The 24477-nt window shown below is 58.2% G+C and carries 17 protein-coding genes; 5 read left to right on the forward strand and 12 right to left on the reverse strand.

From position 1 onward, the window contains the following. Positions 1 to 189 precede the first annotated feature (189 nt). The 10 genes from fmt to dapF form a co-directional block, all read right to left on the reverse strand. A complete protein-coding gene (gene fmt, locus DQG13_RS26610; protein WP_258525880.1) occupies positions 190 to 1170 on the reverse strand; it encodes a methionyl-tRNA formyltransferase in 981 nt (326 codons plus the stop codon). Then, positions 1167 to 1649: a peptide deformylase gene (def, locus tag DQG13_RS26615; protein ID WP_113023218.1), complete on the reverse strand. Its 483-nt coding sequence runs from the start codon at positions 1647 to 1649 to the stop codon at positions 1167 to 1169. The genes fmt and def overlap by 4 nt, the downstream gene beginning before the upstream one ends. 135 nt (positions 1650 to 1784) lie before the next feature. Continuing rightward, a complete protein-coding gene (gene priA / locus DQG13_RS26620) occupies positions 1785 to 4304 on the reverse strand; it encodes a primosomal protein N' (protein ID WP_113023219.1) in 2520 nt (839 codons plus the stop codon). After that, positions 4301 to 5527 carry a bifunctional phosphopantothenoylcysteine decarboxylase/phosphopantothenate--cysteine ligase CoaBC gene (gene coaBC, locus DQG13_RS26625; protein WP_113023220.1) on the reverse strand — a complete coding sequence of 409 codons (1227 nt, stop codon included), beginning with the start codon at positions 5525 to 5527 and terminating at the stop codon, positions 4301 to 4303. The genes priA and coaBC overlap by 4 nt, the downstream gene beginning before the upstream one ends. Before the next feature lie 436 nt (positions 5528 to 5963). Continuing rightward, a complete protein-coding gene (gene rpoZ, locus DQG13_RS26630) occupies positions 5964 to 6191 on the reverse strand; it encodes a DNA-directed RNA polymerase subunit omega (RefSeq protein WP_113023221.1) in 228 nt (75 codons plus the stop codon). A 1-nt stretch (position 6192) separates the two neighbouring features. Then, positions 6193 to 6813: a guanylate kinase gene (gene gmk / locus DQG13_RS26635; protein ID WP_258525881.1), complete on the reverse strand. Its 621-nt coding sequence runs from the start codon at positions 6811 to 6813 to the stop codon at positions 6193 to 6195. Beyond that, complete coding sequence (gene remA / locus DQG13_RS26640; RefSeq protein WP_040948586.1) at positions 6803 to 7063, reverse strand: extracellular matrix/biofilm regulator RemA; 261 nt, start codon at positions 7061 to 7063, stop codon at positions 6803 to 6805. The genes gmk and remA overlap by 11 nt, the downstream gene beginning before the upstream one ends. Before the next feature lie 145 nt (positions 7064 to 7208). After that, positions 7209 to 8093, reverse strand: coding sequence for a YicC/YloC family endoribonuclease (locus tag DQG13_RS26645; protein WP_113023223.1), 885 nt, complete (start codon positions 8091 to 8093; stop codon positions 7209 to 7211). Positions 8094 to 8116: 23 nt separating this feature from the next. Next, the gene (locus DQG13_RS26650) at positions 8117 to 10030 is read right to left on the reverse strand and encodes a bifunctional homocysteine S-methyltransferase/methylenetetrahydrofolate reductase (protein ID WP_113023224.1); all 1914 of its coding nucleotides are present in this window, start codon (positions 10028 to 10030) and stop codon (positions 8117 to 8119) included. 68 nt (positions 10031 to 10098) lie between these two features. Beyond that, positions 10099 to 10935: a diaminopimelate epimerase gene (gene dapF / locus DQG13_RS26655; protein WP_113023225.1), complete on the reverse strand. Its 837-nt coding sequence runs from the start codon at positions 10933 to 10935 to the stop codon at positions 10099 to 10101. A gap of 312 nt (positions 10936 to 11247) precedes the next feature. On the opposite strand from dapF, the gene DQG13_RS26660 reads away from it, so the two are divergent. From DQG13_RS26660 to DQG13_RS26670, 3 genes are read left to right on the forward strand one after another with little or no spacing between them, the layout of a single operon-like run. Then, positions 11248 to 13845 (forward strand): response regulator, encoded by a 2598-nt coding sequence (locus DQG13_RS26660; RefSeq protein WP_113023226.1) that lies wholly within the window; start codon positions 11248 to 11250, stop codon positions 13843 to 13845. Next, positions 13842 to 14693: a CheR family methyltransferase gene (locus tag DQG13_RS26665; protein ID WP_113023227.1), complete on the forward strand. Its 852-nt coding sequence runs from the start codon at positions 13842 to 13844 to the stop codon at positions 14691 to 14693. Before DQG13_RS26660 ends, DQG13_RS26665 begins: the two co-directional genes overlap by 4 nt. A gap of 18 nt (positions 14694 to 14711) precedes the next feature. Beyond that, on the forward strand, positions 14712 to 16328 hold the full coding sequence (locus tag DQG13_RS26670; protein WP_113023228.1) for a response regulator: 1617 nt from the start codon (positions 14712 to 14714) through the stop codon (positions 16326 to 16328). A gap of 73 nt (positions 16329 to 16401) precedes the next feature. On the opposite strand, the gene DQG13_RS26675 is transcribed toward DQG13_RS26670, so the two are convergent. Both DQG13_RS26675 and DQG13_RS26680 read right to left on the reverse strand, forming a co-directional pair. Next, on the reverse strand, positions 16402 to 19197 hold the full coding sequence (locus DQG13_RS26675; RefSeq protein WP_113023229.1) for a calcium-translocating P-type ATPase, SERCA-type: 2796 nt from the start codon (positions 19195 to 19197) through the stop codon (positions 16402 to 16404). Between the two features lie 166 nt (positions 19198 to 19363). Beyond that, a complete protein-coding gene (locus DQG13_RS26680) occupies positions 19364 to 21646 on the reverse strand; it encodes an FAD-dependent oxidoreductase (protein ID WP_113023230.1) in 2283 nt (760 codons plus the stop codon). 134 nt (positions 21647 to 21780) lie between these two features. Between DQG13_RS26680 and DQG13_RS26685 the strand changes: the two genes are divergently transcribed. Together DQG13_RS26685 and DQG13_RS26690 are read left to right on the forward strand one after the other, a co-directional pair. Then, positions 21781 to 22584, forward strand: coding sequence for an AraC family transcriptional regulator (locus tag DQG13_RS26685; protein ID WP_113023231.1), 804 nt, complete (start codon positions 21781 to 21783; stop codon positions 22582 to 22584). A gap of 136 nt (positions 22585 to 22720) precedes the next feature. Next, complete coding sequence (locus DQG13_RS26690) at positions 22721 to 24469, forward strand: Rqc2 family fibronectin-binding protein (RefSeq protein ID WP_113023232.1); 1749 nt, start codon at positions 22721 to 22723, stop codon at positions 24467 to 24469. The last annotated feature ends 8 nt before the right edge of the window (positions 24470 to 24477 follow it).

The raw sequence follows: 24477 nt of genomic DNA on the forward strand, positions 1-24477 counted from the left end.
CTGTCCGACAGAGTCGCTTGAGCGAATAAATATTCATCGGATTTCATTCCTTACCGGGAAAGCAGTGCCTTGGATGCTCAAACAGATTTTGTCGGCTTTGATTTGGATTGAATGTTTAAGGGGTCAAAGCCGACAAAAAAACTCGCCCTCAAGCCACTCTTTCCCTCCCAGTCATTCCATCATGAATATTTATTCGCTTGTTCCTTTCGCCGGACAGACTCCCAGAACATCCCCCGGCTTCATGGGCGAACCCAGCCGGAATTGGGAAACGGGCATGGCCTTCTTGCCGGCGGGCTGCACCTCTGTCAGCAGCACGGGACCGTCCTGGGCCATCACCAGAATGCCCTGATCCTCCACGGCCAGCACCGTACCCGGCTGGGCAGGGGTTCCGCTGATTTTTCCCGCTTCCGGAAGGCGCGCCGCCCACAGCTTGAAGTTTTCCCCGTTCCAGGTGGTATAAGCCACCGGCCAGGGGCTTAAGCCCCGGATATGGTTGAACACCGTCCGGGCGGGGCGGTTCCAATCCACAATCTCGTCCTCCCGGCGGATATTGGGGGCCAGAATGGCTTCCCCGTGATTCTGCGGTTCCGCCTGAATCCGTCCTGCCAGAAGCTCCGGCAGAGTGCGCCGCAGGAGCTCCGCACCCTCCCGGGCCAGCTTATCGAACAGGATTCCTGTATTATCCTCGTCACGGATGGGAATGGCCACACGGGAGATCATATCCCCCGTATCTATCCCCTCGGCCATATACATGATAGTTACGCCTGTTTCCTTTTCCCCGGCCATCACCGCATGATGAATGGGGGCGCCGCCTCTGTATTTGGGCAGCAGGGAGGCATGGACATTGATGCAGCCGTACCGGGGCAGCTCCAGCACCGCCTTGGGCAGAATCTGCCCAAAAGCGGCGGTAACGATCAGATCGGGCTTGTATTCGGCTACATGCCGGACGGCCTCTTCACGCCGCAGCCGCTCCGGCTGGAAGACGGGGATGCCGGCGCGCAAAGCTTCTTCCTTCACCGGGGGCGGGGTCAGAATCCGCTTGCGGCCCTTGGGGCGATCCGGCTGGGTGACGGCAAGCACCACCTGGTAGCCTTCCTCCAGCAGCGCCTGCAGGGAAGGAACGGCAAAATCCGGGGTGCCCATAAATACAATCCGGAGAGTATCCTTCACGCTCTTTCTTCCTCCGGATCGGGACGGTATACCCGCTCGGCCACATCCAGGAACAGGACGCCGTTCAGGTGGTCCACCTCATGCTGGATGCAGCGGGCCAGCAGGTCCTCGCCTTCAAGCTCGATTTCCCGGCCGTTGCGGTCCCAGCCTTTGACCGTGCATTTCTGGGCGCGGCGCACATCCCCTTGAAGCCCGGGGATGCTCAGGCAGCCCTCCGGACCGAACTGCTCCCCTTCCTTCTTGGTGATCTCGGGATTGATCAGCTCGATCAGCCCGCCGTATTCCTCGCCGCAGTCCATCACAATGACCCGCTTCAGGATGCCTACCTGGGGCGCAGCCAAGCCCACGCCTTGAGCCTCGTACATGGTGTCCGCCATATCGTCCAGCAGCTTGAGGACATTCGGGGTAATTTTGGGCACCGGTTTTGCCCGTTCGCGCAGCACCGGGTCAGGATCTTTCACAATAAATCGAATTGCCATAAGGGCACCCGCCTTTATCAAAGTTTCACAAAGTATAGACGCGAAAAGCTGCTCAGCTTCTTGACAAACGCCCGGCGCTTCAAGAACGCCGGCAGGCGTTTATCCTCGAATGAGGAGCATTCTCTTGCTTCCTGTCTACATTAACACCTGAGGGTCCACGTCCACGCTGATGGTCAGCTTCGTCTGCCGGCAAACCTCATCGAAGGCCTCCACAGCCCGGGCCACCAGGTCCGAGACCGGTTGATCTCCCCGATATTTTACCATGCATTGGAACCGATATCTATCCTTGATTCGGGGAATGGGCGAGGCCACCGGGCCCAGTACGTCCAGCGCCTGCATCTCCCTGCCTCCCGCCTCCCCCACAAAGCCGGGAATGCCCTCTTCCCTGGCCAGCGCCTTCAGCCGGTTGACCATGGATTCCGACGTTTTGACCAGAAGCGCCAGCTCCGTATGGCTTAGGGTAATCAGAATCAGGCGGCAATAAGGGGGATAGCCTCCCCTGGCCCGATGCTCCAGCTCCTGCTCCGCGAAGCGGTGGAAATCATGGCCTCCGGCGGCGGTCACACTGTAGTGCTCCGGCGTATACGTCTGCACGAATACCTCCCCCGGAAGATGATGTCTTCCCGCACGCCCGGCTACCTGGGTAAGGAGCTGGAAGGTCCGCTCCGATGACCGGAAATCCGGCAGGTTCAGCATGGTGTCCGCGGTAATCACCCCGACCAGGGTCACATCGGGAAAATCCAGCCCCTTGGCCACCATCTGGGTGCCGAGAAGAACATCCCCTTTTTTCTGGCGGAACTGGGTAAGCAGCTTCTCGTGGGCGCCCTTCTCCGAGGTGGTGTCCACATCCATCCGGATGACCCGGATGCCCGGGAACAGCCGGGCCAGCTCCTCCTCCACACGCTGGGTGCCGGTGCCGAAGTAACGGATATGCTCGCTGCCGCATTCGGGGCAAACCGTCGGCTGCCGCTCCGCATACCCGCAATAGTGGCAGCGCATCATGCTGGAGGTTTGGTGATACGTCAGGGATATATCGCAATGGGGGCAGCCAGCCGTGTAGCCGCAGGAACGGCACATAACAAAGGTGGAATACCCCCGCCGGTTCAAAAGCAGCACCGACTGCTCGCCTCTCTCCAGGCGGCTCTTGATCCCCTCATATAGGGGTTTGCTGAACATGGAGCGGTTGCCGCCGTACAGCTCCTGGCGCATATCCACAATGCGCACCGGCGGCAAGGGGCGTCCCTCCACCCGCTCGGCCATAACCAGCAGCTTATACCTGCCCTGGACGGCGGCCTGCCAGCTCTCCAGGGATGGAGTGGCGGAGCCCAGCACAACGGAAGCGCCGGTGGCCCGCCCTCTGGCAGCCGCTACCTCCCGGGCGTGGTACTTGGGGCTCTCCTCCTGCTTGTAGGAGGATTCATGCTCTTCATCTATAATCACCAGCCCCAGCTTCTTAAAAGGGGCGAAAACCGCCGAACGCGCACCGATCACCACTTTGACCCGCCCGGCGGCGATTTTGCGCCATTCATCGTAGCGCTCCCCGTTGGACAGACGGCTGTGCAGCACCGCCACATCCGCGCCGAATCTGCCCTTGAAGCGCTCTACCATTTGCGGGGTCAGGGAAATTTCCGGGACCAGCACAATGGCTTCCTTCCCTTCATCCAGACAGGTCTGGATGGATTGCATATACACCTCGGTTTTGCCGCTGCCCGTTACGCCGTGAAGCAGGAACATGGTGTGGCTGCCGGACAGCACCGCCTGGCGGATGCTTGCATAAACTCGCGTCTGCTCCACGGTGAGCGGCAGCGGGGAGGTCCGTTTGAACCCTCTGTCCGCATACGGATCGCGGCCCACCTCCACTTCCTCCAGCCGGACCAGGCCCTTGTCCGCCAGCCCTTTCACTGTGCTGGCCGTAATATCCAAGCGCGAGGTCAGCTCCGTCAGGCGCACCGGGTCCGGATTATCGGCCAAATATGCCAAAACCTGCCGCTGGCGCTTGGCGCTGGCGGGAAGCTCCTGCCCGCGGAGGAGCATCTCCTCCGGCGACAGACAGGGAAAAACCGTCAACACTTTTTTGACGGCCATTTTGTCCTTTAGCACCTGCTCCTCGGCCAGTAAACCACAGCCTACCCACTGGCGGATCAGCGCCTCCGACCCGGGGAACCGCTCCAGCAGCTGCTCTACAGGCAGCATTCCCTTGCTCCGGCGGATATGCTCCAGCAGCTCCGTTTCCTCTTGAGTCATCAACCCGAAGGCTGCCAGACCAACCTCCCGGAGCGCCTCCGGGCCAATGCCCACCCGGCGCTCGGCCTTGGCCTTCAGGGCGGCGGGCAGCATCGCCGCCAGCGCCACCGACAGATGGCACAGATAGGTCCGGCTCATCCATCCGGCCAGCTCCACCAGCTCCGGGGTCAAAGGCGGCTCCACGTCCAGCACATGGTCAACCGCCTTCAGCTTGCGGCTGCCGGCTTCGGTGGTTTCCGCCGAAGGCTGCTCAGCCACTTCCACCACAAACCCCTGAACCACCCTGGGGCCGAAGGGAACCGCCACCCGGCTGCCCACCTCCACCCAAGATGCGTACCGGGCGGGTATTTCATAATCAAACGGACGGTTGGTTCCCTTAACAGGGACGTCCACGATGACTTTTGCAATCATTCTGCCGGCCCTTTCGTCTTCTCTGCAAGCTTCTCCGCCGCCAGCCGCATCAGCCGGAGCGCCGCCTCCCGTTTGGAGACGAGGGGCAAGGGCAGGGAGAAGCCACGGTGGCCATAAATGGTAATAATGTTGGTATCCGTGCCAAAGCCGGCTCCTTCGGCACTGACATCATTGGCCACCAGCAGGTCGCAATTTTTGCGCTCCAGCTTGCCTAGGGCGTTGACTTCCACATTTTCCGTCTCCGCGGCAAAGCCGATCAGCAGCTGTCCATTGTTCTTCCGTTCTCCCAGTTCGAGGAGGATGTCGGGATTTTTGACCAGCTCCAGGGTAAGCGTCTCCGCGTTCTTCTTGATCTTCTGTTCCTCCGGATGAAGAGGGCGATAATCGGCCACGGCGGCAGCCATAACGGCCATATCCGCCACGGGGGAGCGGGACAATACCTCCTCCCGCATCTCCAGAGCCGATTCCACCCTCACCAGCTCCACTCCGGCGGGTGCCGGAGCGCTGGTTCTGGCGGCCACCACTGTAACCTCCGCCCCCAGCTCCCGGGCGGCCTCGGCCACGGCAAAGCCCATTTTGCCGGAGGAGTCATTGGTGAGGTAACGCACGGGATCAATCCGCTCCACCGTTCCGCCGGCGGTAACCAGCACCTTTTTCCCGGCCAGGGGCCTGTCCGCCAGACGCTTCAGGAGCTGCTGCGCCGCCGCCACAATTTCCTCCGGCTCCGCCAGACGCCCCTTGCCCACATACCCGCAGGCCAGAAGCCCAACACCGGGCTCCACATAATAGGCTCCCCGCTGCTCCAGCGTCCGCATGTTGGCCTGAACCGCCGGATGATCATACATATGTACGTTCATGGCGGGGGCGATGATCACCGGCGCCCGGGTCACCAGCATGGTGGTGCTGAGCATGTCATCGGCGATGCCGTTGGCCATTTTGCCGATGATGTTGGCCGTGGCCGGGGCAATGATCACCAGATCGGCGCTGTCCGCCATGTCAACATGGGTGATGACGGAAGGGTCGTTTTCCTCGAAGGCGTCCACCACCACATGATATTTCGACAGCGCCTGAAAGGTAAGGGGCTGCACCAGCTTGGCTGCGGATTCCGTCATCACCACACGCACCTTGGCCCCCGCCTGCACCAGCTTGCTGCACAGGGCCGCCGCCTTATACGCGGCAATGCCGCCGCATACACCCAAAATCACCGTTTTTCCCTTCAGCATATCCGTTCTCCTCCCTGTTTATGGAAGCCTCGAAGCCGGCGCAAAGCCGGTTTAAGGTCCTTCTTTTCTATACCAATTTGGCTCGTCACGGCCCTCGCTTCGGTTAATCCCCGCCAAATAGCGGAACAGAATTTCCGCTAACGAAGTGGCAACCCTCTGCGATAAACAATTAACGGAAGCTTTTTTCCGCTAATAGCGCTGTACACAAGGGGGCAAGAGGAAAAATGGGGCAATAGCGGAAAATCTCTTCCGCTATTGCAAGCTTCCGTCCACGGCAACAGAAATAACGGAAATCCCCTTCCGCTATCCTGAAATCCCCACCCCATGCCGCAGGCTGGACCAGCCTGTTATTGCTCTCTCATCATATATAGACGTATATATGTTCGCACATTCTGAAAAAAATAACAACCGTCTAAACCGGTTGTTATCTCTTGGGTTACTTTAAGTTCAAACCGTTGCTGTCCCGGCTAGGCGATTTTTCAAATTGGATGTAATCGCCGTAGAGCTCTTCCAGGGCTACGCCTACATGCTTGTGGGCTCTGGGGTTTTTCAGATCCGTCTTGGCATTGTCCTTCAGCATGCGCGCCCGCTTGGAGGCGGCGACCACCAGGGAATACTTGCTGTCCACTTTGTCCAGCAGCTTGTCGATGGATGGATATAGCATATTATTGCACCTCTTCAATCCATTGTTTTATTGTCGTCACCATACGCTCCTTGCGGCAGCGCTCGGCTGTAAGAATCGCCTGAATACGGCCGCAGGCGGCCTCTACCTGGTCATTGACGATGGCATAATCATAATGCTCCATCAGCCGCAATTCCTCACGGGCAATGCTCATCCGGCTTCTGATCACATCCTCCGTCTCGGTGCCCCGGGTTACGATCCGGCTTTGCAGTTCATCCAGCGACGGGGGCAGAAGGAAAATAAACACGCCCTCCGGGAACTTTTTTCTCACCTTCAATGCGCCTTGCACTTCAATTTCCAAAATAATGTCCTGCCCGGAAGCCAGCGTCTCCTCCACAAATTCCCGGGGCGTCCCGTAATAATTGCCGCAATACTCGGCATATTCCAGGAGATCGTCCGCTTCAATCATGGCGGAGAATTCCTCACGGGTTTTGAAGAAATAGTTGACGCCGTGGACTTCCCCTTCTCTCGGCTGGCGCGTAGTGGCCGACACGGAATACACCAGCTCCGTGCCCGTCTTGCGGAGGGCTGCGCAAACTGTGCCCTTGCCTACACCCGAGGGGCCTGACAGCACCAACAAGATGCCTCTATTCTTATTCGTCATTGTCATCGTCCTTATTGGAGAGCCGATGGGCAACCGTTTCGGGCTGAACCGCAGACAATATCACGTGATCGCTATCGGTGATGATAACGGCCCTTGTCCTTCTTCCGTAAGTTGCATCGATCAGCATATGACGGTCCCGGGCTTCCTGGATAATTCTCTTGATCGGCGCCGATTCAGGGCTGACAATGGAGATGATGCGGTTGGCGGATACGATATTCCCGAATCCGATATTGATAAGTTTGATGGCCATCTTGGTCCTCCTCGCCTGTGCCGGTTCCCCGGGCCTTATAAGGGATTACGCGCCGGCAGGCAAAAATGTTGGAAAATGAAGCTGATCTGGCATTTATATCAGGAAGGCGCGAGTCTTACACCAGTATCGTCCTTCTTATTCCCGCTTATTCGATATTTTGCACCTGTTCGCGGATTTTTTCAAGCTCCGCTTTCAATTCCACCACCAGCCTGGACAGCTCGTAGCGGTTGGCCTTGGAGCCGACGGTATTAACCTCCCGGTTCATCTCCTGAATCAGGAAATCCAGCTTCCGTCCCACAGGCTCCTCCGCGTCCAGCAGCCCGGCAAACTGCGCCATATGGCTGGCAAGGCGGGTAAGCTCCTCATCGATGCTGCACCGGTCCGCCATCAGGGCGGTTTCCTGCTCCAGCCTGCCGGCGTCCATCACCGTATCCTGGGGCAGCAGCTCCTGAATTCTGGCCGCCAGCTTCCGGCGGTAATCCTCCGCCACCTCCGGCGCAATCGCCTTCATGGCAGCCAGGTGCCCGTCAAGCACCGCCAGCCTGCGGATCAGGTCCTCGTGAAGATGGGCGCCTTCAGCCGCCCGCATGGCAGCCAGCTGCGCCGCCGCTTCCTCCACGCAGGCCATCAGCTCCCGCTCCGGAAAAGCCGCTTCGCCCAGGCTGCTCTCGCCGGGATGAAGCAAATCCGGGACATTCAGGAGCTCCCCCAGCCGGGGCTCATCCTGCAAGCCAAATTTGGCCTTCAGTTGGCCTGCCGCTTCCATATAGGCGGCGGCAAGGTCCCAATCAATCAGCAGCGTCTTGCCGGATTGCCCATCCGGCTCCACGGTGACATACACATCCGCACGCCCCCGCTTGATATCGCGGGCCACGCACTTCTTGATGCCGTCTTCCAAAGACAGCCATTCCCGGTTGATTCTGACCGAGGTCTCCGCATAACGGTGGTTCACGGATCGTATTTCAACCTGGATGCGGAATCCGGGAAGCTTCCGGCTGGACTGGCCAAAACCGGTCATACTGCGAATCATGCCATCACATCCGATATCCTATTCTAATTCATTTTGCTCAAGGGTACAAGTGGAAAAACCCTTTCTTTGGCATACCGCGTCAGCTCTGCCGTCATTTCATAAAACAGCATGGGCGTCATCAGATAAATGCCGTTAAACCTTCCGAGAATAACATCCACCAGCTCCTTGGCCAGCTTCACGCCCATCCGCCTGCCCTCTTCCCCTTCCAGACCGGCCATCTGGCTGCGGACGGCATCGGGAATCCGGATGCCCGGAACCTCATTATGGAGAAACTCGGCGTTGCGGCCGCTGATCAGCGGCATGATGCCCACAAAAATCGGGGCCGAAATATGGCGTGTAGCCTGATACAGTCTCTCCACCATGGACGCGTCGTAAACCGGCTGGGTCATAAAATAATCGGCGCCGGCCTCGATTTTTTTCTCCATGCGCAGAACGGCTTTATCGATATATTTCACATTGGGATCAAAAGCCGACCCTACCACGAAGCTTGCCCGCTGCTTCAGGGGTTTGCCGGAGAAGGCAATGCCTTCGTTCAATTGCTTGGACATGCGGATCAACTCGAAGGAATTCAGATCGTACACGGAGCTGGCTCCCGGCAAATCCCCCACGCCTGCAGGGTCTCCCGTAATGGCCAGCAGATGGTCGATGCCCAGGGCGTGCAGCCCCATCAGATGGCTTTGGGTGCCGATGAGATTGCGGTCCCGGCAAGCCACATGCAACAGCGGCCGCATGCCCAGCCTGTCCTTGACCAGATAGCCCATGGCCAAATTGCTCATCCGGATCTGGGCCAAGGAATTGTCCGCCATGGTAATGGCATCCGCTCCGGCATCCCGCAGGACGGCCGCTCCGGTCATGAATTTGGCGGAGGCCAGATCCCGGGGAGAGTCCAGCTCGACGATCACCGTGACGGAATCCCGGACCAGCTCCACAATGGAGGGCTGGCCGCCGGACGCCGGAGCTTCAGCCGAGGGCTCGGCCACCGTCACCTTTTCCCGGCGCTCCGCCTTCGCCTTGTCCTGGCCGCCGGACGCCGGGGCAGGGGCATATCCCGCAAGCGCCTTGGCGATGGCGGCGATATGCTCCGGGGTCGTGCCGCAGCAGCCGCCGATGATCCGCGCTCCCGCCGCGGCAAACTTCAGCGCCATATCGGCAAAATATTCGGGCGTGGCCAGATAGGTATACCGGCCGTCCACAATGCCGGGCAAACCTGCGTTGGGATAGACGGACAAGGGCACTCCAGGAGTCCATGAGCTGTCAGCGCCAAGCCTGTCCAAGGCCCGCAGGATGCCGCCGGGACCGCTGTGGCAGTTGAAGCCCGCCACATCCGCGCCGCCTTCGAGGAGGCGCTTGAAGGCGGCAGCATAAGCGGCTCCGTCCAGGGTCAGGCCGTTGCCGTCCGTAGCCAGCTGGCAAATTACCGGGACCCGGCCATCCACCAGGCGAACCGCCTCCAAGGCCGCTTCCAGCTCCTCCAGCAGGTAATAGGTTTCGAGAATGATCCCGTCCACACCCTCTTCCAGCAGAGCCTCGGCCTGCTCCCTGACATTCTGCCGGACCCGCTCCTTGCCTGCGGGGCGCTTCCGGCCTCCCGCCAACGAGCCGATGGCCCCCAGCACATAGGCCGCATCTCCCGCAGCCTCTCTGGCCAGGCGCACTCCCGCCCGGTTAATGGCAGCCACGTCCTGCTCCAGGCCGAACTTGGACAGCTTGTCCCGGTTGGCCGAGTAGGTGTTGGTTTCCACCAGCTGTGCGCCGGCCTCCACGTAGCGGCGGTGAATATCCAGAATGATGTCCGGCTTCTCCAGATTGAATTCCTCATATGAAGCCCCTACCGGAAAACCCAGCTGGTACAAATAGGTGCCCATGGCGCCGTCTCCCGTCAGCCTTCCGTGAAGAAGGGCCTCCCGGAGATCGGGAAGCCGCTGACCTTCTCCCATCACGATTCCTCCCATATTTGTCTATACATCAATCGGCGGCAGCCTCCATAACCTGGCCAGGTCGGGGATTAAACAGACAGTCTGCCCGTATACACCTCTTCCGCCGGGCCGGTCATGTAGACATGGTTGTCGGCTTCGCTCCATTCGATCAGGAGCTCGCCGCCCTTCAGCGACACAACGGCCGTTCTGCCGGTGAGCCCGTTGAGCACCGAGGAGACCAAGGTCGCGCAGGCGCCTGTGCCGCAGGCCAGGGTCGGTCCCGCGCCTCTTTCCCAGACCCGCATATCCACATAATCCCGGGATTTGACAGTGGCGAATTCCACGTTGACCTTCCGCGGGAACATGGGATGCTTCTCCAGCTTCGGGCCCCAGGCGTACAGATCGAAGCTTACCGCATCATCCACATAGATGACACAGTGGGGATTGCCCATGGACACCGCCGTAAAGCGGAATTCCCGGCCGTCCACCTCAATGGGATGATGGATCACCTGCTCCGCGTCCACAGTGGTGGGCACCTGCAGCCCCTTCAGAATCGGCGCTCCCATATCCACCCTGACCTTCACCGCTTTGCCGTTCTCCGCCGTCAGCTGCACCCTCTGGGCCCCGGCGCCGATGGTTTCGATGGTAACCTCGGTCTTGTCCGTCAGGCCGCGGTCATACACATACTTGGCCACACAGCGGATGGCATTGCCGCATTGCTCCGCCTCCGAGCCGTCCGAATTCATAATCCGCATCATGAAGTCGGCCTTCTCCGACGGCAGAATGTACACCAACCCGTCGGCTCCGATACCGAAAAACCGGTCGCACAGCTTTACCGCCAGCTCGCTTGCCTCGGCAGGCAGCGCCGTTTTGCCCGCCACCAGGATAAAGTCGTTGCCCAAACCATGCATTTTGGTAAATTCCATCTGTCTACCCGCTCCTTCTATAATAGTCTGCCGGAAGATCGGCATTCACCAAAAGCTTACGCGAGAACGCCCCTGGCGGCCATGTACTTTCAGTATGTTTTGTTTCACTCGCAGCCGCATAAGAGCAAGCCCATTCCTTAAGCAACAATCATAGCGTATTCCCGGACAAAAGCATAGGGCAAATCTGCAGCCGGCAAAAAATGTTTCTTCAATAAATGCTGCGAAACCTCTCTATTGAAATGAAAAGATTATCAATATTTGCTATACTTAAAATTCAATAGCAAGCACATTAACGAGACCGGAGAGTAAAACATGACCTTTCGCAACCGCTTGATCGCCGGCTTTTCCGCCATCCTCCTATTGATCACCATATTCAGCGCGCTGGTATATTACCTTGGCAATACCCTTGACGCAAAGCTGGGCAATATCGTCAATGACCGTTATGTCAAGGTGAGACTGGGGGAGAGGATTCTCTCCAACGCCAGCCAAATTCAGAACCTGATCAATTTGAACACCCTTAATCCGGACCAGCAAACCATCGACCAGCCCAAGCTCCAGCAGCTTGACTCCCAAATCCGCGAGGACTTTGTCCGTTTGGACGAGTTAACCCGTTTGACAGAGGGAAAGACTTTTTTGAAACATGCAAAGGACAGCTTTTCCGTGTACGAGCAAAGGTTTCAGGAGATCACCGCCCTTATCAATGAAAGCGTGGAGCTGAACGACAACTCGCGTCTGCGGAATGTCTACAATCTGGAGGTTGCGCGCAAGGCTTTTGCCGAAACCATGGGCCAGTATATCAGCTTCCAGGAAGAAGTTATGGTGGCCACCTCCGATGAATCCAAAGCGTCCATTGAACGCTCGAAGCTGATCATTGTCGGCTTTTGGCTGCTGCTGGTTTTGTTATCCGTGCTGATCGGCTCCAATGTTATGCGGGGGGCGCTGCGCAGCATCAACCGGATCAGCAGTGTGATGGATGATTTTGAAGCGGGGCATCAAGGGTCTCTGCCGCGTATCCACATAGCGGAAAAGGATGAGATCAGCGATATTGCCGTCGCCTACAACAGGATGGCCGACGCCCTGGAGGAACGGGAAAACCGGGAAAAGCTCTACCAACAGAAGCTGGAGGCTGAAAACTGGATCAAAACCAATCTGGCCGATGTGGCTTCCATTTACCAGGATAATCGGGATCTGGCTGCCTTAAGCGATAAGCTGCTGTCCAAAATCGTGCCTCTGATGAGGGCTTCCTGCGCAAGCTTATATGTGATGGATCTCAACACCGAAACCCCGGTGTATGTGCGGACAGGGGCTTACGCCTGGGACATCCGCTCCGATATCCAAGACAGCTTCGTCTTTGGCGAAGGCCTGGTGGGCCAATGCGCCAAGGAAGGCAAGCTCCTGGACCTCCAGGTTCCGGAGCACTATATCCGCGTTTTTTCCGGTGCGGGCTCGGCGCAGCCTGACCATCTGCTGCTCCTGCCCGTCTCCCACAGGGGAGAGGTGATTGCCGTGCTTGAGCTTGCCTCCTTCCAGCCTATTGAGGGCAGCCGGATGAATCTTCTGGCGGAAATCGCCAACCACTCCCTGGGCACCTCCATTCGCAACCTGCAATACCAGAAGCACGTGGAGCAGCTGTTCTCCGAGTCCCAGACCTACAATGAAGAGCTTCAGGTGCAATCCGAGGAGCTGCTGCAGCAGCAGGAGGCCCTCCGCAGCCTGAATGAACGCCTGGAGGAGCAGGTCAAAATCTCCGGGATGAATTCCCGCTATAAATCGGAATTTCTGGCCAATATGTCCCATGAGCTGCGGACTCCGCTGAACAGTATTCTGGTCCTGGCGCAGATTCTGCGGGAAAACAAGGACGGCAACATGAGCCCCAAACAGCGGGAATACGCGGAAACCATGGTGATGTCGGGGAACCAGCTGCTGAATCTGATCAACGATATTCTGGACCTGTCCAAGATTGAGGCCGGCCAAATGACCCTTCTTGAGGAGAGCTTCCCTCTCCAGGAGCCGATTCATGAGCTGAACCAGCAATTCCTGCCCATGATGGACCGCAAAGGCCTTGCCTTCAACCTGCTGATGGCGGAGGAGCTGAAGGCGATGCATGTGAGTCTGGACAAGCAACGGCTGCTTCAAATCCTGCGGAACCTCTTGTCCAATGCGCTGAAATTCACCGAATCCGGCTCTGTCACCCTGCGGGTGTACGTCCATGAGGAGGAGCCCTTTGCCCTGGGCTTTGAGGTCACGGATACGGGCATCGGCATTTCGCCGGAGCATCAGATCGGCATATTCGAAGCCTTCCGCCAGGTAGAAAGCAATACCAGCCGCAAATTCGGCGGGACAGGCTTGGGCCTGGCCATTTCCCAGGAGCTGGCCACTCTGATGGGGGGCTCCATTTCGGTGAAAAGCACCCTTAATGCCGGCAGCACCTTTCTCTTGACCCTGCCCGTTGACGGAAGCTACTGCGCCAGACTGCAGGAAAGCGCCGCAGCTCTGGAGCCCTCTCCCCTGCCCATGGATATGGCGGATCATGATTTTTCGATTCTGCTGGTGGATGATGATATGCGCAATATTTATTCCCTCTCCGCCGTGCTGGAGGAGCATAATTACCGCGTCATCTGCGCCTCCAACGGCGAAGAGGCCCTGTCCACCCTGGAAACCCGGGAGGTGGATTTGGTGTTGATGGATATTATGATGCCCGATATGGATGGATATGAAGCCATGCGGATCATCCGCCGGTCTCCCGTGTTCGGCAAAATCCCCATCATTGCCCTGACAGCGAAGGCGATGAAGGAAGACCGGGATTTGTGCATTGAAGCGGGGGCCGATGATTATATCAGCAAGCCTGTCAGACTGGACAAGCTGCTCTCGATTATCCAGGTTTGGCTGCCCGGAAGGAATTCGTCATGACCGATCTCCTGAACGTTACCGCCAATGCTGCCGAGCAAATTGAAGTCAGGCTGCTTCTGGAGGGCATTTATCAGATGTACGGCTATGATTTCCGCCAATATTCCGAATCGTCGGTAACCCGGCGCATTCTGTACCGGATGAAGGCGGAAGGGCTGTCCAGCATTTCCCAATTGCAGGAGAAGATTTTGCGGGAGCCCTCCCTTTGGAAAAAGCTGTTTAATGACATCTGCATCCCCGTTACCGAAATGTTCCGGGACCCGCCCTTTTTCCAGGTGCTGCGCCAGCAGCTGCTTCCCGAGCTGCGCAAGCTGGACCGGATTCAGATCTGGCATGCGGGCTGCTCCACCGGCGAGGAGGCATACTCCCTGGCCATTCTGCTGAAGGAGGAGAATCTGTACGACAGATGCAGCATCTTTGCCACGGACCTGAACGACGATTGGCTGGCCCAGGCCAAGGAGGGAAAGTACCCTATTGACCGGATGCAGAATTACACCCGCAATTATATTTTGTCGGGAGGGTATCTCCCCTTTTCCAACTATTACACCGTCTCGGAGCATCATGCCGTAATCGAGCCGGAGCTGCGGAGCAATATCACCTTCGCCCGCCACAATCTGGCCACGGACAAATCCTTCAATGAATTCCACCTCATCATCTGCCGCAATGTGATGATCTATTTCCAGCGTTCGCTGCAGCAGGATGTGTTGAGACTGTTTATGAAAAGCCTGTCGGCGGGGGGGTTTTTGGCATTGGGGAGCAAGGAGGCCCTGACCCTGTTTAAGGAAAATGAACGTCTGGAATGGGAGCCGTTTATGCTGCAGCACAGAATCTACCGCTTCCATAACCAATAAAAAGGGGAGAACAAGGCCATGCAACAAGCAGCGGACATTCCCGGCGAAGCCGTGGAAATCATCATTGTGGATGACAGGAAGGAAAATTTGTTCGCTATGGAAGCGGTGTTGGCTGATCCCGCCTACAGACTGACCTGCCTCAATTCGGGAGAGGCATTGTTGGACTATATGCTGAATGCGGATGCAAGCCAGGTTGCGGTGATCCTGCTGGATATCCAGATGCCCGGTATGGACGGACTGGAAGCCGCCCGGTTTATCAAAAGCCGCAAATCCTTCCGCAATATCCCCATTCTGTTCGTAACGGCCCACAGCCAGACGGAATCCGGCATTACCAACAGCTATTCCACCGGAGCCATCGATTATGTGCAGAAGCCCTTCAACCCGGATATACTCCGCTACAAAATCCGGGCATTGGTGAGGGTCCACCATTACCAGCAGGAGCTGGAGCGGGCCAACCGCAGACTGCGCCAGAAAACCCTGGAGCTGGAGAGAAACAACAGGATGCTGGCCGCAGCCGAGGAAAAGCTGAACCGGGTCAACCAGGAGCTGGAGCAAACCGTGGAAAAACGGACCGCCTCCCTGGTCCGGGCTTATCAGGAAATCCGGGAGTCCCACCTGCTGTTCCGCACCGTCTTTTCCACCAGCCCCTGCATGCTGGCCATCCGTTCCGTCGAGGATGAATTTTTGGACGTAAACGACGCCTGGCGGGAGCTGTCCGGCTACTCTCTGGAGGAGATGAACCGGATGCCCGAGCCTTATCTGGACATGAAGCTGCTGGAGCAGGAGAGCTTCACTGCCGACGAACAAGCCCTTTTTCACCGCAACGCCAAAATCCAGTTCCAGACCAAAACCGGCGCCGTCCGGTTCGGTTTGCTTTCCGAGCAGCCATTGCTTCTGGAAGGGGTGCCCAAGCTGCTGATCGTGATCATGGACATCACGGAAAAGGAGCATTGGGAAAGCCAGTCTGCCCGGCTGGAGCGGCTGCATCTCATCGGCGAAATGGCGGCGGCCATTGCCCATGAGGTCCGCAACCCCATGACCACGGTCAGCGGCTTTCTCCAGCTGTACAAGCGGCAGCGGCGGGAGCTGACGGAGGAATCGGTGAACATGATGCTGGAGGAAATCAATCGGGCCAACAGCATTATTACCGAGTTTCTCACCCTGGCCAAAAACAAATCCTCCGATTTGCAGCCGCGCAGCCTGAATGCCATTGTGGAGTCCATCTTCCCGCTGATCCAGGCGGAGGCGGTGATGAACAGCAAGCAGGCGTTGGCCGAGCTTAAGCCCATTCCCGCTCTTAGGCTGGATGAGAAGGAAATCCGCCAAATGATCCTGAACATGGCCTTAAACGGCCTGGACAGCATGGAGCCCGGCGGCACGCTGCGGATTGAAACCGCCATGGACGGGACATCCGTTCTCCTCACCATTGCCGACGAAGGCTGCGGAATGACGGAGGATGTGGTGCAGAAGCTGGGCACCCCCTTTTATACCACCAAGGACAGCGGCACCGGGCTGGGACTGGCCGTATGCTACAGCATCGCCTCCAGGCACAACGCCTCCATCCGGGTGGAAACCGGCAGCCAGGGCAGCAAATTCATCATTTCCTTCACTCCGCCGCAGCAGCAGCCGGAATAAGTGAAAAAGCAGCCGCCCCCCTATCCGGCCTTCCGGCGCGGACAGGTATGGAACAAGCTGCTTGCATGAGGATTTATGCCGCTTTTTTGGCAGAGGCGGCTCCGCCTTGAATAAGGGGCGGACGTTTTTTCTTGGTGCCGCTGACCACACTGCCGATGCCGAAGAAGAAGGTGGGAATGCCTGCGGCCACCAGAGCCAGAATCCATTCCTTCAGCCCCAGATCCACGGTTTTGAAAATGGGCTGCAAAGCATCGATATACATAACCGCCAGCATCAGTGCAAGAGAGGACAGCACCGCCAGCACCAGCGCTTTATTCTGGAAGAGATTCCGGTGGAAGATGGAGCGGGAGCTGCGGCAATCGAACACATGAATCAGCTGAGCCGCCACCAAGGTGGCGAAGGCCACGGTTTGGGCCTTCATCAAGGTTTCCGCATCCCCGTCAGGGCCGGTTTGCAGGGTGAGCCAGAAGGCGCCCAAGGTGCAAACGCCGATGACAATCCCGCGGCTGATAATCTTCCAGCCCAGCCGGCGGGCGAAGATGTTCTCCTTGGCCGCTCTTGGCTTGTGCTGCATCAGGTCCTTTTCCGCCTGATCCACACCCAGCGCCATCGCCGGCAAGCCGTCTGTCACCAGATTGACCCAGAGAATCTGAATCGGCACCAAGGGCAGCGGCATGCCCATCATCATCGCCAGGAACATGGTGAGAATTTCCCCTACATTGGATGCCAGCAGGTAGCGGATGAACTTCCGGATATTCTCGTAAATCCCCCGGCCTTCCTCAATCGCCGCCACGATGGTGGCAAAATTGTCGTCGCTTAGAATCAGCGCCGACGCTTCCTTGGACACGTCCGTTCCATTTATCCCCATGGAAATCCCGATATCCGCCGCCTTGATGGCCGGGGCATCGTTGACTCCGTCGCCTGTCATGGCTACCACATGGCCCTGCTTCTGCAGCGCCTTGACAATCCGCAGCTTATGCTCCGGGGATACCCGGGCGTAGACGTAGATGTCCTCCACCCGCTTTTCCAGCTGCTCATCGCTCATGGCGGCCAGCTGCGTGCCGTTCAGCACCAGCCCGTTCTGGGGCAGCATCCCCAACTGGCGGGCAATGGCCTCTGCCGTTGTCTGATGGTCACCGGTAATCATCACCGTCTTGATGCCCGCCTTGCGGCAGGTGGAGATGGCTTCTCTGACCTCGCGCCGGGGGGGATCGATCATGCCGCTTAAGCCGATAAACACCAGATTGCTTTCCGCCCCGTCGCTGTCCTCGCAGCGTTCAGAGGGTTTCACTTCCTTATAGGCAAAGCCCAATACCCGCAGGGCCGATTTGGCCATGCCCTCGTTGGCGGCCATTACCTTTTGGCGGAGGGTTCCGGTGAAGGGAATCACCTTATCCTCCCAGAGAATATACGCGCACTTGTCCAACAGCACATCCGGGGCGCCTTTGGCAAAAACCAGTCTGCCGCCCTGATGCTCCAGCAGCACGGACATGCGCTTGCGTTCGGAGTCAAAGGGGAATTCCATCACCCGCCGGTAGAGCCCTTCCAGGGAGGCCGGGGACAGCCCCGCTTTGGAGGCAAGCACCACCAGCGCCCCTTCCGTGGGATCGCCGGATATGCGCCATTCCCCTTCCTCGCTGGCCCCCTTCTCCTTTTTGCCTTTGACGGGAGTCGGCGTCTCCTGGATCAGCTTGGCGTTATTGCATAGAGCCGCAGATTGCAGCAGCCGGCGCAGCATCTGGTCCTTGCGCACGTCGGCGGGTTTGCCCTCCCAGCGGATTTCCCCACGCGGGATGTAACCCTCTCCGCTGACCTCCATCAGCTTGCCGCCCAGCCACAGATGGGTGACGGTCATTTTATTCTGGGTGAGGGTGCCCGTTTTGTCGGAGCAGATGACGGAGGCACAGCCCAGGGTTTCCACGGAGGGCAGCTTGCGGACGATGGCCTTGCGCTTGATCATCCGCTGTACGCCCAAAGCCAGGGCGATGGTGACAATGGCGGGAAGCCCCTCGGGAATGGCGGCTACCGCCAGCGATACCCCTGCCAGGAACATGGCGTAAGCCGGCTGGCCGTGGAGGATGCCCGCGATGACTACCAGAACGGTGAGGGCCAGCGCCACAACGATCAGAAGCTTGCCCAGCTGCTCCAAACGGTGCTGCAGTGGCGTTTCCATTTCCTCGGTGCTTTCGATGAGGCCGGCGATTTTGCCCATTTCCGTATCCATGCCGGTCCGGATTACGACGGCTGTGGCCGTGCCCATGGTGATCAATGTGCCCATGAAGCCCAGATTGCGCTGGTCGCCAAGGGGCACATCCGGGTGGTTCAGCGCCTCGGTGGCTTTGCGGACAGGAACGGATTCCCCGGTCAGGGCGGACTCCTCCACGTAGATGTTATTGGCGGTCAGCCAGCGGATATCGGCGGGAACGCGGTCCCCTGCCTCCAGGAGAATGATATCTCCGGGCACCAGATCCTTGGCGAGAATCTGCTCTATGGAGCCGCCTCGCAGCACCTTGGCGTGGGGGGCCGACAGCTCCTTCAGCGCCCGCAGGGACCGTTCCGCCCGGAATTCCTGGATAAAGCCCAGGATGCCGTTCATGATGATGATGGCAATGATGGTGATGGCGTCCAGATATTCTCCCAGCATGCCCGAAATCAGAGTGGCGCCCATCAGAACCAGCACCATAAAATCCTTGAATTGGTTTAAAAACAACGTCACTGGCGAAACTGTCTTCCCCTCCGACAGTTCGTTAGCCCCGCGCTCTTCCAGCCTCAATTGCGCTTCCTTGGCGGTCAGTCCTTCGGCCGGATGGGTATTCAGCGCCTGCAGCGTCTCTTCCGCTGACAACTGATGCCAGGTCCTCTCACTCATGTGTGCAGTTCCTCCTTGTCCCGTCTCATTGCTTAAATTTATTCAGACAAGCAGCAAATTAGCACAGCTGCTCGGAAATAACCGGGCCAAGCCGCAGGCCGACATTTCATCCATCTTCGCTGCCGCGTATAGCGGCGGCCTGGATGGCTAATGTCCTCCCCGCTCCTTAGGAGTCATACACCCGAATCTCGCTAACCATCGCGGAGTCGGCGCCATTGGTGGCATGGACGACGAGCCTCAGCTTGGATGCCGACACCGGAGCGGGCAGCTTCACCTTGCACAACGTTTGGTAATTATCCTGCACACGCGCCAACGGTTGCCACTGGCCATCCGCCCAGGCTTCCAGGGAAAAGTCGCTGACGCATTCGGGATTGCGGTGAAACGGCGGATAGAAGCGGTAATCCCGCAGCATCAGATTGGCAAAGGTAATCTGCACGCAGCCGATGGGAACGGCCGCCGCCCAGGACAGCTCCAGCCACTGGGGCAGCTCTTTCCCCGGCTCGGAACGCCACATATTCAGACTGCGGTAAGGGCGCGTCACTCCGCTGACAATGCCGGCGGCCGGATAAGCATGTTGGGCGGGCTCCACTGCAAAAGCCAGCGTCCTGCCCGAGCCAAGCCGCATCATCCCGCCGCCGCCCGTATCGTAAGCCGCAGGCATTCCTGGAGCTGTATCCGCAGCCCTGTGCCAGGCCAGCCCGGGATGCGGCCCAAGCTCCAGGCGGACATAGCCGCAGCCCTGCAGAGACTTGCCGGACAAGGACGGCTCCACCTGCCAGCGCAGCCATTGCTTCTCGCCCGGCGGTACTCTCAGCCTGGTCCGGGCCAATTCGCCCATGCCCTCCTTGCGGTAATCCCAGATATGCTCTACAACAACCAGCGCCGCTTCAAGCCATTGGGTCTCAGCCGTCAGATTGCTGACATAGACACTGACCGCCTCCAGGCCCTCAGGGCCTGTGGCAATCCATTGTCCCCGCCGCTGCTCCAGCTTATCCTCCTGAAGCCCGCTGGCCAGCTCCTCATCGCCGGCGGGCCCGGCTTGCTCCAGACGGCCCTCGCTGCTGGAAGCAACGGCCGCCTGTCTGGCAAGGTCGGCATCGTCGCTATTCACCGTATGGAGCAGAAAACAGCCGTCCCGCAAAAGCTGCTGCTTGAGTCCATCCACTCCCCTTTCCGCGAATACGGACAGCTCCGCGCCCTGCCGACAGGCCATAGCCGCCGCCGTTCCCGCCGCTTGTCCCAGCAAGGCCGTTGTCCCCATAACCCGGGTGCTGCCAAGGGCCGCGTGGGTCACGCTGATATTGCGCCCGGCCAGCATAAGGTTGGGCACATCCTTGGCCAGCAGGCAGCGCAGCGGTATGCCGTATGGGCCCACATAGCTTTTTTTCATATATTCCGATTGACGCCCTTCCACCGAGGCCTGCTCGCTGTACTCCGCCAGCAATCCGCCGGGCCGGTGCAAATCCACATACCAGCCGCCGAAGGCCACCTCGTCCGCAAACACGGTCTGCTGCAGCAAATCAAGCTCTGTCAGCATATATTTGCCCATGATTCTTCGGCTCTCCCGTTTCCCGGGCACCTGACCAATCCAGTCCAAGGCGTAATTCTCCGTTTTTTTCTTCATCCTGGGGTCCTTGTTCTTCATAAAATCCCAAATGCCCAATACATGCCGGGTCAGCTCATGCCGCAGGGTTTCGTGATCGCTGATGGTATTCCAGGGAACCCCCAGCTCGATCCACCAATATCCGCCCTGGGGATTATAGGGAATACGGCCGCCTTTATAAAACACATCGGGATCATCGTAGGAGAACGCCCAGGCAGGAGCCTTGAAGGGAACCGGCCTCCCGACATCCTTGGCGCGAAAAAGAATCGAGCTTCCCATCACATCGTCGCCGGCTGCCTCTGGAGCATGAGGCTCGCCGAATTCCTCCCGGGCCTCCGATCCCATGCGCCATTGGCATCCTGCCAGATGGGCGACAATTCCGTCACCGGTGCAATCGATGACTGTCCTTGCTTGCAGGACAAGCTCGGTTTCCCCATTGGCAATCCGGGCCTTCACTGCCTTGATGGCGCCCTTGTCATCCTGTTCGACAGCATAGACGGATGTGTTCAGATAAAAGACCAGCTGGGGAGTGCCCGCAACCTTGTCATAAAGCACCATGTCCCATACGCTGTTGGTCCGTCCGCACTCATGGCAGGATTCATGGTTCAGCGCCCGCTCCTCAATGAGCAATTCGGAGATGATTCCCGTTTCCCGGGCAAAGGCATGATAATTGGCCGCGCCCTGGGTATACACTCTGATTTCCGATGAGCTGTTGCCCCCGAATACAGGGCGGTCCTGCACAATACAGGTGCTTGCTCCGGTTCTTGCCGCTGCAATAGCCGCGCATACGCCGGCCAGACCGCCTCCGCAAACAAGCACTTCATAACTTTCTGTCAACTGCTTCATGACATTCTCTCCTTCGGTATGTTGCTATTTGCCAAGCATTCATTTATCTTCATAGTAAATGAACGTTTTCCCCTTTACCATGCAGGCTTTTATCAACATACATATACTTTTGTTCACCGAAGGAGGTTGTTCCGATGGAGTTTTCCATGGAGGCCTGGGACTATGCGCCCAAGATTAGCCGCTACCACTATTTTCTGAACAAGCCCCAGTTTGAAATGCCTGTCAATAAGCAGAAGGAATGGACCATCTTCATTATTGAACAAGGGGAGTGCGCATACCGTATCGGTGAATCCCAAGGGATGGCCGGGCCCGGTTCATTTCTCCTTTGCCCGCCGCATGAATCCTTCCATCGTTCCGCCGAACATGCTATAACCTTTCACTTTCTTGTATTCGATTGGCTGAATCAGTCCGGCGAGCACCTGCCGCCCCGCCTCTACCCCAAAGAAACCAAATGGCTTGTCCGCAACACCTCACGCCTGCATTCCACCCTTGCGCTCATGCGGGAGCCGCCCGCTATCACCGGGGAGCTGCTTGTCCGCTGGCGGAGCCACCTGTTTCTTGATTTGCTGCGGCTGCACTGGACCGAGCAGGCCGCTCCCGGCTTGGTTGCGTCCCATGATCCTCTGATGGATCAGGCGCGCCAGATAATCGAAGACACCTATGCGGAGCCATGCCGGGTCAAGGAGCTTGCCTCCTCTCTGGGGCTTAGCCATGTGCAATTTGCCCGGCGGTTTCAGCGCGCCTATGGGCTGAATCCGTCTGAATATATCAAAAGGCTCCAGCTGCAGCGGGCATGCCGCCTGCTTACCCACACCCCGCTCACGCTGGAGGAAATCGCCCGGCAATCCGGCTTCAGCAACGGCTTTTATTTAAGCCGGGTGTTCTCCGGGAGGATGCACAAGAGTCCCAGCCAGTACCGGGAGGAGCATCGGGTATAGCCCTCCTTCTTTTCCCCCATAACGCTGTTCCCGGCGGAAAAAATGATTAAAACTGCATTTCCGCTTAAGTTTTGTTCGAGAATATGGCAATATAGAAGGTGCATCTTCTTGAATTAAAGGAAATGGAGTTGTCATCATGTCATTAGACGGACTGGTCGTCCATGCCCTTGTCCAGGAGCTTCAAGCCTGTGTGGGCGGACGCATTAACAAAATACACCAACCCTCGGATCATGATATTGTGATCCAGATGCGCGCCCAGGGGGCCAACCGGAAGCTGCTGCTCTCCGCCAACCCCACCTATCCCCGGGCCCATTTTACCGAGCAGAATTTTATGAATCCCTTTGAAGCGCCCATGTTCTGCATGCTGCTGCGCAAGCATTGCGAAAGCGCCGTGATCGAGGCGGTGGAGCAGGTGGGCATGGAGCGGATCATCCGCATCCGCACCCGGCAGCTGGATGAGCTGGGGGATGTGAGCGTGAAGCTCCTGGTGATGGAGCTGATGGGGCGGCACAGCAATCTGATTCTGATGGACCCGGATACGGGTCTGATCCTGGACGGCATTCATCATGTTACGCCATCCATCAGCAGCTACCGGATTGTAATGCCCGGAGCCGCCTATGTATCGCCTCCGGACCAGGGCAAGGCGAATCCCCTCTTCACCGACCGGGAGAGCTTCCGGGCCGCCGTGGGCACAGAGCCGGACAGCCAGACCGGACGCGGCGCAGAGGAGGCGCTGGTGGGTGCGTACAGCGGCATTTCACCTTTGGCCGCAAGGGAAATCGCCCATCGCAGCTTTCTCCTGCGGGGCAGCAACGGCGAGGCCGATGCCCTGTGGGAGGTTTTCAGCCAAGTGATGGAGGAGGTCAAATCCGGCCGCTTTTCACCCAATCAGGTGACGGATGCCAAGGGACGTTCCTTCTTTTCGGTGATTACTCTCACTCATGTGGAGGGGGAACGGCGGGCCGCGGCTTCCATCAGCGAGCTGCTGGAATGGTTCTACGGCGACAAAGCGGAGCGGGATACCGTCAAACAGCGGACGGCGGATCTGCTGAAGTTCCTGCAGAATGAGCGGAACAAGAACATCAAGAAGCTGGAGAAGCTTGGGGAAACTCTGGAGGAGGCCAAAAACGCCGACCGCTTCCGGATTCAAGGGGAGCTGGTAACGGCTCATCTGCATCTGGTCAAAAAAGGGGACAAGTCGGTTGAGGTCATCAACTATTACGAGGAAGACCAGCCTTCATTGACGATTCCCCTGGACCCGCTTCTGTCCCCGTCGGAGAATGCGCAGCGCTTGTACCGCCGCTACACCAAAATGAAAAACAGCCTGGCGGTAGTCGGCGAGCAGATGGAGGGCGCGCGGCAGGAAATCATCTATCTGGATTCCCTGCTCCAGCAGTTGGACAATGCGGCCATGCAGGATGTGGCGGAAATCCGGGAGGAGCTGGTGGAGCAGGGCTACCTGCGGGACCGGAACAAAAAGACCCGGAAGAAAAAGAAGAATGACAAACCTGTTATCGCCTGCTTCCGATCCAGCGAGGGCATCCCGCTTTATGTGGGAAAAAACAATACCCAGAACGAGTATCTGACCAACCGGCTGGCCCATCCCTCCGACACCTGGCTGCACACCAAGGATATGCCGGGCTCCCACGTGGTAATCCGGGCGGCAGCCTTCGGCGATGCGACGCTTCATGAGGCGTCCCAACTGGCGGCCTATTACAGCCAGGGCAAATCCTCCAGCCTGGTGCCGGTGGATTACACCCTGATCCGCCATGTGCGCAAGCCCAACGGGGCAAAACCCGGCTTCGTCATTTACGACCACCAGAAAACACTGTTTGTCACGCCGGATGAGGAGCTGGTCAAGTCCCTTCCCCCGTGGAAGGGCTGACGCAATCC

The sequence above is a fragment of the Paenibacillus sp. YN15 genome, from assembly GCF_003285005.1.
Taxonomy (GTDB): domain Bacteria; phylum Bacillota; class Bacilli; order Paenibacillales; family NBRC-103111; genus Paenibacillus_AR.

What these genes read in the sequence shown, in the direction of transcription:
- DQG13_RS26685 (WP_113023231.1), top strand. Translation starts at nt 21,781, where the DNA reads ATGGAGTTTTCCATGGAGGCCTGGGACTATGCGCCCAAGATTAGCCGC.
- def (WP_113023218.1), bottom strand. Translation starts at nt 1,649, where the DNA reads ATGGCAATTCGATTTATTGTGAAAGATCCTGACCCGGTGCTGCGCGAA.
- DQG13_RS26665 (WP_113023227.1), top strand. Translation starts at nt 13,842, where the DNA reads ATGACCGATCTCCTGAACGTTACCGCCAATGCTGCCGAGCAAATTGAA.
- remA (WP_040948586.1), bottom strand. Translation starts at nt 7,063, where the DNA reads ATGGCCATCAAACTTATCAATATCGGATTCGGGAATATCGTATCCGCC.
- DQG13_RS26690 (WP_113023232.1), top strand. Translation starts at nt 22,721, where the DNA reads ATGTCATTAGACGGACTGGTCGTCCATGCCCTTGTCCAGGAGCTTCAA.
- DQG13_RS26675 (WP_113023229.1), bottom strand. Translation starts at nt 19,197, where the DNA reads ATGAGTGAGAGGACCTGGCATCAGTTGTCAGCGGAAGAGACGCTGCAG.
- DQG13_RS26650 (WP_113023224.1), bottom strand. Translation starts at nt 10,030, where the DNA reads ATGGGAGAAGGTCAGCGGCTTCCCGATCTCCGGGAGGCCCTTCTTCAC.
- rpoZ (WP_113023221.1), bottom strand. Translation starts at nt 6,191, where the DNA reads ATGCTATATCCATCCATCGACAAGCTGCTGGACAAAGTGGACAGCAAG.
- DQG13_RS26670 (WP_113023228.1), top strand. Translation starts at nt 14,712, where the DNA reads ATGCAACAAGCAGCGGACATTCCCGGCGAAGCCGTGGAAATCATCATT.
- coaBC (WP_113023220.1), bottom strand. Translation starts at nt 5,527, where the DNA reads ATGCTGAAGGGAAAAACGGTGATTTTGGGTGTATGCGGCGGCATTGCC.
- priA (WP_113023219.1), bottom strand. Translation starts at nt 4,304, where the DNA reads ATGATTGCAAAAGTCATCGTGGACGTCCCTGTTAAGGGAACCAACCGT.
- DQG13_RS26645 (WP_113023223.1), bottom strand. Translation starts at nt 8,093, where the DNA reads ATGATTCGCAGTATGACCGGTTTTGGCCAGTCCAGCCGGAAGCTTCCC.
- dapF (WP_113023225.1), bottom strand. Translation starts at nt 10,935, where the DNA reads ATGGAATTTACCAAAATGCATGGTTTGGGCAACGACTTTATCCTGGTG.
- gmk (WP_258525881.1), bottom strand. Translation starts at nt 6,813, where the DNA reads ATGACGAATAAGAATAGAGGCATCTTGTTGGTGCTGTCAGGCCCCTCG.
- DQG13_RS26660 (WP_113023226.1), top strand. Translation starts at nt 11,248, where the DNA reads ATGACCTTTCGCAACCGCTTGATCGCCGGCTTTTCCGCCATCCTCCTA.
- DQG13_RS26680 (WP_113023230.1), bottom strand. Translation starts at nt 21,646, where the DNA reads ATGAAGCAGTTGACAGAAAGTTATGAAGTGCTTGTTTGCGGAGGCGGT.